9 protein-coding genes, 1 rRNA gene and 1 pseudogene are annotated in these 9,500 nt (G+C 68.3%); all 11 read right to left on the bottom strand.

Annotated elements, in window-relative coordinates; translation table 11 throughout:
* Window positions 1-536: pseudogene (locus M8H82_RS36140) on the bottom strand (DNA polymerase IV); the annotation flags it as partial.
* Window positions 537-637: 101 nt separating this feature from the next.
* Window positions 638-1,321, bottom strand: coding sequence for a MerR family transcriptional regulator (locus tag M8H82_RS36135; RefSeq protein ID WP_250079961.1), 684 nt, complete (start codon window positions 1,319-1,321; stop codon window positions 638-640).
* A 262-nt stretch (window positions 1,322-1,583) separates the two neighbouring features.
* On the bottom strand, window positions 1,584-2,057 hold the full coding sequence (locus tag M8H82_RS36130; protein ID WP_004002801.1) for a bifunctional nuclease family protein: 474 nt from the start codon (window positions 2,055-2,057) through the stop codon (window positions 1,584-1,586).
* A gap of 84 nt (window positions 2,058-2,141) precedes the next feature.
* On the bottom strand, window positions 2,142-2,879 hold the full coding sequence (locus M8H82_RS36125) for a MerR family transcriptional regulator (protein ID WP_250079959.1): 738 nt from the start codon (window positions 2,877-2,879) through the stop codon (window positions 2,142-2,144).
* Window positions 2,880-2,899: 20 nt separating this feature from the next.
* A complete protein-coding gene (locus M8H82_RS36120) occupies window positions 2,900-3,859 on the bottom strand; it encodes an FHA domain-containing protein (RefSeq protein ID WP_250079958.1) in 960 nt (319 codons plus the stop codon).
* A 61-nt stretch (window positions 3,860-3,920) separates the two neighbouring features.
* Window positions 3,921-4,757 carry a DUF881 domain-containing protein gene (locus M8H82_RS36115; RefSeq protein ID WP_250079957.1) on the bottom strand — a complete coding sequence of 279 codons (837 nt, stop codon included), beginning with the start codon at window positions 4,755-4,757 and terminating at the stop codon, window positions 3,921-3,923.
* A 5-nt stretch (window positions 4,758-4,762) separates the two neighbouring features.
* Window positions 4,763-5,095, bottom strand: coding sequence for a small basic family protein (locus tag M8H82_RS36110; RefSeq protein WP_019708255.1), 333 nt, complete (start codon window positions 5,093-5,095; stop codon window positions 4,763-4,765).
* Complete coding sequence (locus M8H82_RS36105) at window positions 5,092-5,991, bottom strand: DUF881 domain-containing protein (RefSeq protein WP_250079954.1); 900 nt, start codon at window positions 5,989-5,991, stop codon at window positions 5,092-5,094. The genes M8H82_RS36110 and M8H82_RS36105 overlap by 4 nt, the downstream gene beginning before the upstream one ends.
* A 106-nt stretch (window positions 5,992-6,097) precedes the next feature.
* The gene (locus M8H82_RS36100) at window positions 6,098-8,593 is read right to left on the bottom strand and encodes a mannose-1-phosphate guanyltransferase (RefSeq protein WP_250079952.1); all 2,496 of its coding nucleotides are present in this window, start codon (window positions 8,591-8,593) and stop codon (window positions 6,098-6,100) included.
* 113 nt (window positions 8,594-8,706) lie between these two features.
* The gene (locus M8H82_RS36095; RefSeq protein ID WP_250079950.1) at window positions 8,707-9,315 is read right to left on the bottom strand and encodes a CDP-alcohol phosphatidyltransferase family protein; all 609 of its coding nucleotides are present in this window, start codon (window positions 9,313-9,315) and stop codon (window positions 8,707-8,709) included.
* Window positions 9,316-9,422: 107 nt separating this feature from the next.
* Window positions 9,423-9,500, bottom strand: a 5S ribosomal RNA gene (gene rrf, locus M8H82_RS36090); the annotation flags it as partial.

The raw sequence follows: 9,500 nt of genomic DNA, 5'->3' as shown, positions 1-9,500 counted from the left end.
GGCCCGAGCATCGCCCGCTCGGTCCCCGGCTCGATCACCACCAGACCGTCCGGTTTCGCCTGCTCGGAGGCAATCTTCGCGAGCATCTTGCACGCGGCGAGCCCCACGGACCCGGTCAGCCCCGTGACCGCCCGTATGTCCGCCCGCAGCTTCGCTCCCGCCAGCCGCGCCGACGCCTCGTCCCAGGCCGCTCCCCCGGCCTCCAGATCGACGAACGCCTCGTCCAGGCTCAGCGGCTCCACGAGCGGCGACAGCGCCCGCAGCAGCGCCATCACCTGCTCACTGATCGACCGGTAGAACGCGAACCGCGGCACAAGATACGCGGCGTTCGGCGCGAGCCGCCGGGCCTGCGCCATCGGCATCGCCGAATGAACCCCGAAGACCCGGGCCTCGTAGGAAGCGGTGGCCACCACACCACGCGGTCCGAGCCCGCCCACGATGACGGCCTTCCCCCGCAGACTCGGCTTGGACGCCTGCTCCGCCGAGGCGAAGAAGGCATCCATGTCGAGATGCAGGATCGTGGGCGTGTTTCTCACATGTCCGATGCTGCCCTACGCCACTGACAATGCCCCCGAGCGGCCTCCACGCCACCCGCGCGCCACCCCGGCCGGCCTCCGCACCGCCTCTGACCGGCGCCTCAGACCGCCCGGTTCCGCCGCCGTGCCAGCTCGTCCGCCGGATTGGGGCCGACCAGCGTCTCCCCGGTGTCGATGCGCTCCCCGTGCAGCTGCGACAGTGCGCTCTCCACGTCCCGCCACACCACACCGACGGCGATCCCGAAGACGCCCTGCCCGCCCTGAAGCAGCGCGTGGACCTCGTCGGGCGAAGTGCATTCGTAGACCGTGGCGCCGTCGCTCATCAGCGTCATGCGCTCCAGGTCACGAAAGCCCCGCTCCCGCAGATGCTGCACCGTGGTGCGGATGTTCTGCAGCGAGACACCGGTGTCGAGGAACCGCTTGACGATCTTCAGGACGACGACGTCCCGGAAGCTGTACAGACGCTGCGTCCCCGACCCGTGCGCGGGCCGCACACTCGGCTCGACGAGCCCGGTACGGGCCCAGTAGTCGAGCTGCCGATACGTGATGCCGGCGGCCGCGCAGGCCGTCGGGCCCCGGTAGCCGATCTGCTCGGACGTCATGGACGTCGCCCCTCCGCCGCTCGGCACGGCCGTCGGTCGCTGCGGGGCGCGGTCGGCCGCACCACCCGGCTGGGGGTATCCCCCGCCGGAGCGGAGTCGTGAGCTCGGGGGAGGGTACGGACCGCTCTCCCCAAGACCGCGTCCGGGGGCACCCCCAGCCGTACCGTCGCCGCTGCTTCTCACGCCGACCTCCGTCCTTGACCTGCCTTCTCGACGGTAGGCAGTCACCAGGGGTGCGTCAACGATCGCCACACTCGGCACGCCGAGTGATAATCACCCTAGGAGTGGTTTCCCGTGCCCCACCGCGGGGAAAGGCTAGCCGAATGCGCTCGAAGCGGGCCGCAGGACGCTCTCACGCGCCGCTGGCAATTGCCGAGGCCCGGGTCGTCGTCCGGCCGTGGCAACCCGCCGGGACTGTCTGGTCCGCCGGGCCGCCCGGGTCGTCTCACTGACTGCTGGTCCCGAAATCCTCGGGCGAGATCTGGTCGAGGAACTCGCGGAACTTCTCCACCTCGTCCTCCTGCTCGTCCGGGATCGCGATGCCCGCGTCGTCCAGCACGCCGTCACTGCCGTAGATCGGCGTTCCGGTGCGCAGGGCCAGCGCTATGGCATCGGAGGGACGCGCGCTCACCTCGACGCCGCTGGCGAAGACCAGCTCGGCGTAGAAGACGCCTTCACGCAGGTCCGTGATGCGCACTTCGGTGAGCTCCTGGCCGACGGCCTCCAGCACGTCCTTGAACAGGTCGTGGGTCAGCGGTCGTGCGGGGGCCATGCCCTGCTGGGCGAAGGCGATGGCCGTGGCCTCCCCCGGCCCGATCCAGATGGGGAGGTAGCGGTCGCCTCCCACTTCGCGCAGGAGCACGATCGGTTGGTTGGAGGGCATTTCGACCCGGACACCTACGACATCGAGCTCGTTCACACAGCAACCCTAGGCCGTGCCCGGGACGTTTGGGTAGTCGGGCCGGAAACGGGCGGCCCATCCGGCCTGCCCAGGCCCTCCGGGTCAGGGCAGCCGCACCCCGAGGGCCGTCTGCACGAGCGCCGCGTGCAGCTTCACCGTGAGCCCCGCCAGCTCCTTCGTACGGGCCTCGGCATGGGCCCTGGTCTGCGGGTTGCGATGGCGCCGGAGCGGTGCCACCACCTGGTCCACCAGCCCGGCCTCCCGGTCCGCGGCGGCCTTCATCGCCCGCAGATGCCGCGGTTCGATCCCGAACCGCCCCAGCTCGACGACGAGCGAGGCCACGGTGACCGCCTCGGCGTCGTACGCCCCGTCCGGCAGCGGCGCGATCAGCCCGTAGGACTCCCACTCCTCGAGCTCCTGCTCGCCGATCTCCGCGGCGGCCAGCAGCTCGCTGCGCCCGATCCGAGCCGCCGTAGGAGCCTCGGAGAGCTCCGGTACGGCCTCCCCGTCGCGCTGCCGGCCCACGGTGGGCAGCGCGACGGCCTCGCCCCGCTCCATGGCGTCCAGATGCTCCCGGATCACCTTCAGGGGAAGATAGTGGTCCCGCTGCATCCTCAGCACATGGCCGAGTCTTTCGACGTCGTCGGCGCTGAACTTGCGGTAGCCCGAGGGGGTCCGCTGCGGTTCGACGAGTCCCTCGGACTCCAGGAAACGGATCTTGGAGATGGTGACTTCGGGGAACTCGTCGCGCAGCACGCTCAGCACCGTGCCGATGCTCATCAGCCCGCTGTCCGTGGCGGCGGTGCCGTGTCCGGCACCGCCGCTCGGTGTGTGAAGCATGGACCTTCTCCGTGGGAGGGTCAGTAGCCTCGCTGGCTCGCGTAGAAGACCAGCCGGTACTTGCCGATCTGCACCTCGTCACCGTTCGACAGGGCGACCTGGTCGATCCGCTCGCGGTTGACGTACGTGCCGTTGAGGCTGCCCACGTCGGCCACCGTGAACGAGCCGTCCGGGCTCCGGCGGAACTCCACGTGCCGGCGCGAGACGGTGACGTCGTCCAGGAAGATGTCGCTCTGCGGATGACGGCCGGCCGTGGTCAGATCGCTGTCCAGCAGGAAGCGGCTGCCCGAGTTCGGCCCGCGGCGCACCACCAGGAGCGCGGAGCCGAGCGGCAGCGCCTCGACGGCGGCCTGCGCCTCGGGGGACAGCGCCGGGATCTGCGTCTGACCGGTGGCCTCGGCGTCGTAGGCCTCGAGACCGGAGATGGAGATCGTGGACGTGGTCTCGGAGGGACGCTCGGGCATCGCACCCGCCCGCAGCGGCGCACCGCAGTTGGAACAGAAGCGGCTGTTCTCCGCGTTGCGGTTACCGCACCTCGTGCACACCAGGGCCGACATGGACGGATCCTCCTGCCGCGGCTGCCCCGCCGGGGCATTGGACGCATACGGGTCGGCGGTGAACCCTCCACCCGTACTTGAGGTTGACGGTTGCCCGAAACCTATGCCTCCGGACTGGGCAGGGTCAACAGACGGCGCGCCCTGACCTCCGGAAATGTCCCCGCCCGGGCCACCCACCTGGTCGCGGAACAACGGCCGCTGGCCCTCTGCGTCAGGCTGGGCGCGGTGGCGGGCGGTGGCGTTTTCATTGCCCTGCCGCGCGCTCTTGCCGAACAACTTCGCAAACAACTTCACGGGCGATTCCCCTTGACTGAAACAGACCCGCCCGTGGGGCAGGACGAACCCTGACTGCACACTCCGGCCGACCCGGACATCCTCACAACGTCCGTATCCACCAGACAGTTTCCACCACGCACCACCCATTCGGTGCGCCGACCCCCCGCAACCTCATGCCCTCGCCGGACGTCCCCCATGCACCCCCGGTTCACCGCGAGGACGACCGAGCGTAGTCAGGCTGCTCCGCGGCTCGCAAGGCGTCCACGACGATCTTGTCCGACCGCTCGACCGTCACGACGGCCTGCTCCTTCTCGAGGGTCTGCACCACGCCTCCAGGGATGTTGAGCGCCGGTTCGAGATCCTGCGGCTTGCCGATGACCTTGAAACGATAGGGCGCGTTGATCTTGTTCCCGTCGACGCTCACGGAGTTCCCCGAATCGGTCAGATAGGTGCCTGCCACCACGCGTACCCCGTTCACCTGGATCGCCTCGGCCCCGGCCGCACGCAACTCCTGAATGGCGTCGAGCAGCATGTCCGCCTCGACCGTCCCCTTCGTGTCGTCGATGGTCACCGCGATGCCGGGACCCTGCGCTGCCACCGTGCCCGCAAGGATGCCGAGTTGCCGCTCCTTCTCGAGCGTCTGCCGGCGAGCCTCCTCTGCCTGGTTCGAACTGTTCTCCAGCTCGTCCCGCTGCTTCTCCAGTCCCTGCTTCTCGTCCTCAAGACGCTGTGTGCGGTCATCCAGTTCATCCAGGATCCGGACAAGATCCTCCTGGCGCGCGCCGCGCAGGGCGTCGTCCCCGTCGCTGTTGGAGGCCACCTGCACCGCCAGGCCGAACCCGAGGCCGAACAGCAACAGGGCGACGATCAGTTGGGCCCGGCTGACCCGCGGCGGCCAGAGCCCCTTGGCCAGCCGCTGCCGTCCGGTGACCTCCGGCTGCGGCTGCGGGACTTCCCCGCCCTGCGCGGAGGCCGCCGCGGAGGGGACCTCGTCGGGCAATTCCTTGCGCAGCCTGTTCTCGGCCGTCTCGTCCTGGTTGCTCATCGGTCTCACGCCCGGAACACGTGCCGGCGGATCGCCGCGGCATTGGAGAAGATGCGGATCCCGAGGACCACGACGACACCGGTGGACAGCTGCGCCCCCACGCCCAACTTGTCGCCCAGGAACACGATCAGCGCGGCGACGACCACATTGGACAGGAAGGACACCACGAAGACCTTGTCGTCGAAGATCCCGTCGAGCATGGCCCGCAGGCCACCGAAGACGGCGTCCAGCGCCGCCACGACGGCGATCGGCAGATAAGGCTCGACGACCGCCGGAACCTCAGGCCGGACCAACAGCCCGACCACGACTCCCACGACGAGGCCCAGTACGGCGATCACGATGTGCCCTTCTCGGTTTTCTCGGTGTTCGGCTGTGCTGTTCGTACGGTCACCCTGGGTGCCGCGGGCAGCCGGAGGTCCTCTTCCGCGGAGATGGCCGTCCGGATGCCGAAGTTCTCCTGCAAGGCATGCAGATACAGCCCGTCGGCGCTGTCCTGGAACCTGGTGCTCAGCCGCTCCCCGTCCCCCACCGCGAGCACGGTGTACGGAGGTACCAGCGGCTTGTTGTCGACCAGTATCGCGTCACCCGCGGCGCGGATCGCGGACAGTGCCGTCAGCCGCTGCCCGTTGATCGAGATCGCCTCGGCGCCGGACTCCCACAGTCCGTTGACCACCCGCTGCATGTCGCGGTCGCGCACCCGCCCGGTATCGGAGAACCCGGAGGTCTCACGTGGATCCCCGTCACCGCCCCCGCCGGCCTCCCGGGCGTCGTCGACGACCAGTTTCACGCCGGGTCCGTGCACCTCGACGGCGCCGGAGAGGATGCCCACGAGCTCCCCCTGCTCGCTGCCGCTCTCCTTCAGCGCCTCACGCTGGCGCGCGCTCACCTCGTCGCGCAGTTCGTCGACGTCGTCCTCGAGCTTGTCCGCGGCCTCGGTCTCCTGATCGATCCGGTCGATCAGCCCCTCACGCTCCTTCGCCACGACAGGAGCGGCGACCCGAGCCTGAGCCGCCCCGACGGTGACGACGAGGGCAGCCAGTACGAGACCGGCCGCGAGCCCCAGCTTCGCCCTGAGGGTCTTGGGCAGACCACCGTCCGCCGCCTTCTTCCGGGCAGCCGCCTCGGCGTACCCGTCGTCGAGGCTGTGATCCATGACGTTGTTGAGCAGCGACATGGAGGCGTCCGGGCGCGAGGGTCGCGTAGGAGTGCTCCGAACGGGGGGCTGCTGCGGCATGCCGCACATCGTCGCACGTCGCGCCCAGTACCTCCGAATGGCCCCACCGGCGTGCCGGACAGGCCCCCTTGGGGACACTTGTCCGGCACGCGCGCGTGTGGGGGTTTCAGCGCCCGGCGCTGTCCACCACGGCCGACCACTCGTCGAGCAGGGCCTGGGCCGAGGCGTCGTCGGGACCCTCCGCCCACAGATGGGTGACGGCCTCGGCAGGGTCGGGCAGAACCATCACCCAGCGCCCGTCGGTCTCCACCACCCGCACACCGTCCGTGGTGTCCACGAACCGGTCACCGGCGGCCTCCACGACCCGCCGCATCACGAGCCCCTTGACCGCCCACGGAGTCGCCAGATCCCGCTTGAGCACATGCGCCCGCGGAATCCGCGCGTCGATCTGGCTCAGCGTGAGCTGCGTCCGCGCCACCAGCCCGATCAGCCGTACGAAGGCCGCCGTACCGTCGAAGACACCGCTGAACTCGGGGACGATGAATCCGCCCTTGCCGTCACCACCGAAGATCGTGGTCTCGTCCCGGCCGACCCGCGTCAGGTCGTCGGGCGAAGTCGTCGTCCAGTCCACCTGCGTCCCGTGGTACGCCGCCACCTGCTCGGCGATCCGAGTGGTGGTCACCGGCAGCGCCACCCGTCCGCTGCGCCGCTCGGCAGCCACCAGGTCGAGCATCACGAGGAGCGCCCGGTCGTCCTCGACGATCCGCCCCTTCTCGTCGACCAGCGACAGCCGCTCACCGACCGGGTCGAACCGCACCCCAAACGCAGCCCGCGCGGAGGCGACGATCTCCCCCAGCCGCACCAGACCGGAGCGACGACCGTCCGCCGTCTCGGTCGGGCGGGACTCATCGAGACCGGGATTGATGGTCAGCGCGTCCACACCCAGCTTGCCGAGCAGGCTGGGCAGCACCAGTCCGGCACTGCCGTTGGAGGCATCCACGACGACCTTGAGCCCGGACTCGGCGATCCCGGTCGTGTCCACGTTCCGCAGCAGCGATCCGGTGTACGAGTCGAACACGCTGGCCGGGAAGTGCAGGTCCCCGATCTCACCGGGGAACGCACGCCGGTACTCCTGCCGCGCGAACACCCGGTCCAGCTTGCGCTGACTGCCTTGCGACAGATCGGCGCCCTGGCTGTCGAAGAACATGATGTCCACGGAGTCCGGCACACCGGGCGTCGTCCGGATCATGATCCCGCCGGCGCTCCCGCGAGCGGTCTGCTGTCGCGCCACGGGCAGCGGCACGTTCTCCAGGTCGCGTACGTCGATGGCACTCGCCTGCAGCGCGGAGATCACCGCCCGCTTCAGCGCCCGGGCACCACGGGAGTGGTCACGGGCGGTGGTGACGGTCGACCCCTTCTTGAGGGTCGTCGCATACGCGCCGGCGAGACGTACGGCGAGCTCCGGCGTGATCTCGACATTGAGGATTCCGGACACTCCGCGGGCACCGAACAGATGCGCCTGGCCCCGGGACTCCCAGATCACCGAGGTATTGACGAACGCGCCGGCCTCAATGATCTTGAACGGATAGACCCGCACATTGCCCTGGATGATCGATTCTTCGCCGATGAGGCACTCGTCGCCGATGACGGCGCCGTCTTCGATCCGGGCGGCGCGCATGATGTCGGTGTTCTTGCCGACCACACAGCCCCGAAGGTTGCTGTGCTGCCCGATATACACGTTGTCGTGCACGACGGCCTTGTGCAGGAAGGCGCCGCTCTTCACGACCACGTTGGAGCCGACCACGGTGTGCTCGCGGATTTCGGCGCCGGCTTCCACCTTGGCGTAGTCACCGATGTACAGCGGACCTCTCAGAACGGCATCCGGATGCACCTCGGCACCCTCGGCCACCCACACGCCCGGGGAGATCTCGAACCCGTCGAGCTCGACGTCGACCTTGCCCTCGAGGACGTCGGCCTGCGCCTTCACATAGCTCTCGTGGGTGCCGACGTCCTCCCAGTAGCCCTCGGCGACATAGCCATAGATCGGCTTGCCTTCCTTCATCAGCTGCGGGAAGACATCGCCGGACCAGTCGACGGGCACATCGGCCTCGACATAGTCGAAGACCTCGGGCTCCATGACGTAGATGCCGGTGTTCACCGTGTCCGAGAACACCTGGCCCCAGGTCGGCTTCTCAAGGAAACGCTCGACCTTGCCTTCCTCGTCGACGATGGTGATTCCGAATTCAAGGGGATTCGGCACACGCGTCAGACAGACCGTGACGAGCGCGCCCTTCTCCTTGTGGAAACGGATCAGATCGGTGAGGTCGAAGTCGGTCAGGGCATCGCCGGAGATCACGAGGAAGGCATCGTCCTTCAACGCCTCTTCGGCGTTCTTGACGCTTCCGGCGGTACCGAGTGGCTTCTCCTCGTTGGCATAGCTGAGCTCCATACCGAGCTCTTCGCCGTCACCGAAGTAGTTCTTGACCAAGGAGGCCAGGAACTGGACAGTTACGACGGTCTCGTTCAGCCCATGCCTTTTGAGCAGCCTCAGCACATGCTCCATGATCGGCCGGTTGGCCACCGGCAGGAGCGGCTTGGGCATGCTTGAGGTCATGGGACGAAGGCGTGTGCCTTCGCCTCCGGCCATCACGACGGCCTTCATGTCGGAAGCGTCCTCCTCTAAGAATGACGGTCTAGCCGACTTCACCCGTCCGATTGTCCCGCACTTTTCTACAGCGGGCCATCGAGCCTCTGGAGCCCGTCAAAGGGGCGAGGTCAATCGGCCATGGGGTCCGCACGGACAAGGCGGCGGACCTGGACCACGTAGAGGACTCCTGCCCACCAATAGAGCGTTGTACCCCATCCTGCGAACGCCCATCCGAAAATAGCAGCAAGTGACGGGAGCCACCCGCTCCCGTCACTGAGCAGGAGCAACGGGAAGGCATACATCAGGTTGAAGGTAGCCGCCTTGCCCAGGAAGTTCACCTGGGGCGGTGGATAGCCATGGCGCCTGAGGATGCCCACCATCACCAGCAGCAGCAGTTCTCGCGCCAGGAGTACGGCGGTCAGCCAGAGCGGCAGAATCTCCCGCCAGGTCAGGCCGACCAAAGTCGAGAGAATGTAGAGCCGGTCCGCGGCCGGGTCCAGGAGCCGGCCGAGGCTGCTGACCTGATTCCAGCGGCGCGCGAGCTTGCCGTCCAGGTAGTCACTGATCCCGCTCAGCATCAGCACGAGCAGGGCCCAGCCATCGCTCTTCGGCCCGCCGAACTCCGGCCAGAGGATCAGCCACAGGAACACGGGCACGCCGACGAGCCGAGCCATGCTGAGGATGTTGGGGATGGTGAGGACCCTGTCCGTCTGGACACGGGTCTCCTGGACCTCCACCCGGGGCCTCCTGAGGGAAACGTGCGAACGATGCCCCCTGACCCTACCTCAACGCAAAAAAGCTCTGGCTCCTGGGCAGATGCCCAAGAGCCAGAGCTGTAAAAGGAGTTCGGCGGCGTCCTACTCTCCCACAGGGTCCCCCCTGCAGTACCATCGGCGCTGTAAGGCTTAGCTTCCGGGTTCGA

It is taken from the genome of Streptomyces sp. YS415 (assembly GCF_023544665.1).
Classification (GTDB): Bacteria; Actinomycetota; Actinomycetes; order Streptomycetales; family Streptomycetaceae; genus Streptomyces.
Note: the sequence above shows the minus strand (reverse complement) of the source record. Positions and strands in the feature narration are given on the sequence as shown.

Excerpts from the sequence above, each read along its gene's own strand:
- M8H82_RS36100 (WP_250079952.1), bottom strand. The coding sequence starts at position 8,593 with ATGAAGGCCGTCGTGATGGCCGGAGGCGAAGGCACACGCCTTCGTCCC.
- M8H82_RS36105 (WP_250079954.1), bottom strand. The coding sequence starts at position 5,991 with ATGCCGCAGCAGCCCCCCGTTCGGAGCACTCCTACGCGACCCTCGCGC.
- M8H82_RS36125 (WP_250079959.1), bottom strand. The coding sequence starts at position 2,879 with ATGCTTCACACACCGAGCGGCGGTGCCGGACACGGCACCGCCGCCACG.
- M8H82_RS36120 (WP_250079958.1), bottom strand. The coding sequence starts at position 3,859 with ATGGGTGGTGCGTGGTGGAAACTGTCTGGTGGATACGGACGTTGTGAG.
- M8H82_RS36115 (WP_250079957.1), bottom strand. The coding sequence starts at position 4,757 with ATGAGCAACCAGGACGAGACGGCCGAGAACAGGCTGCGCAAGGAATTG.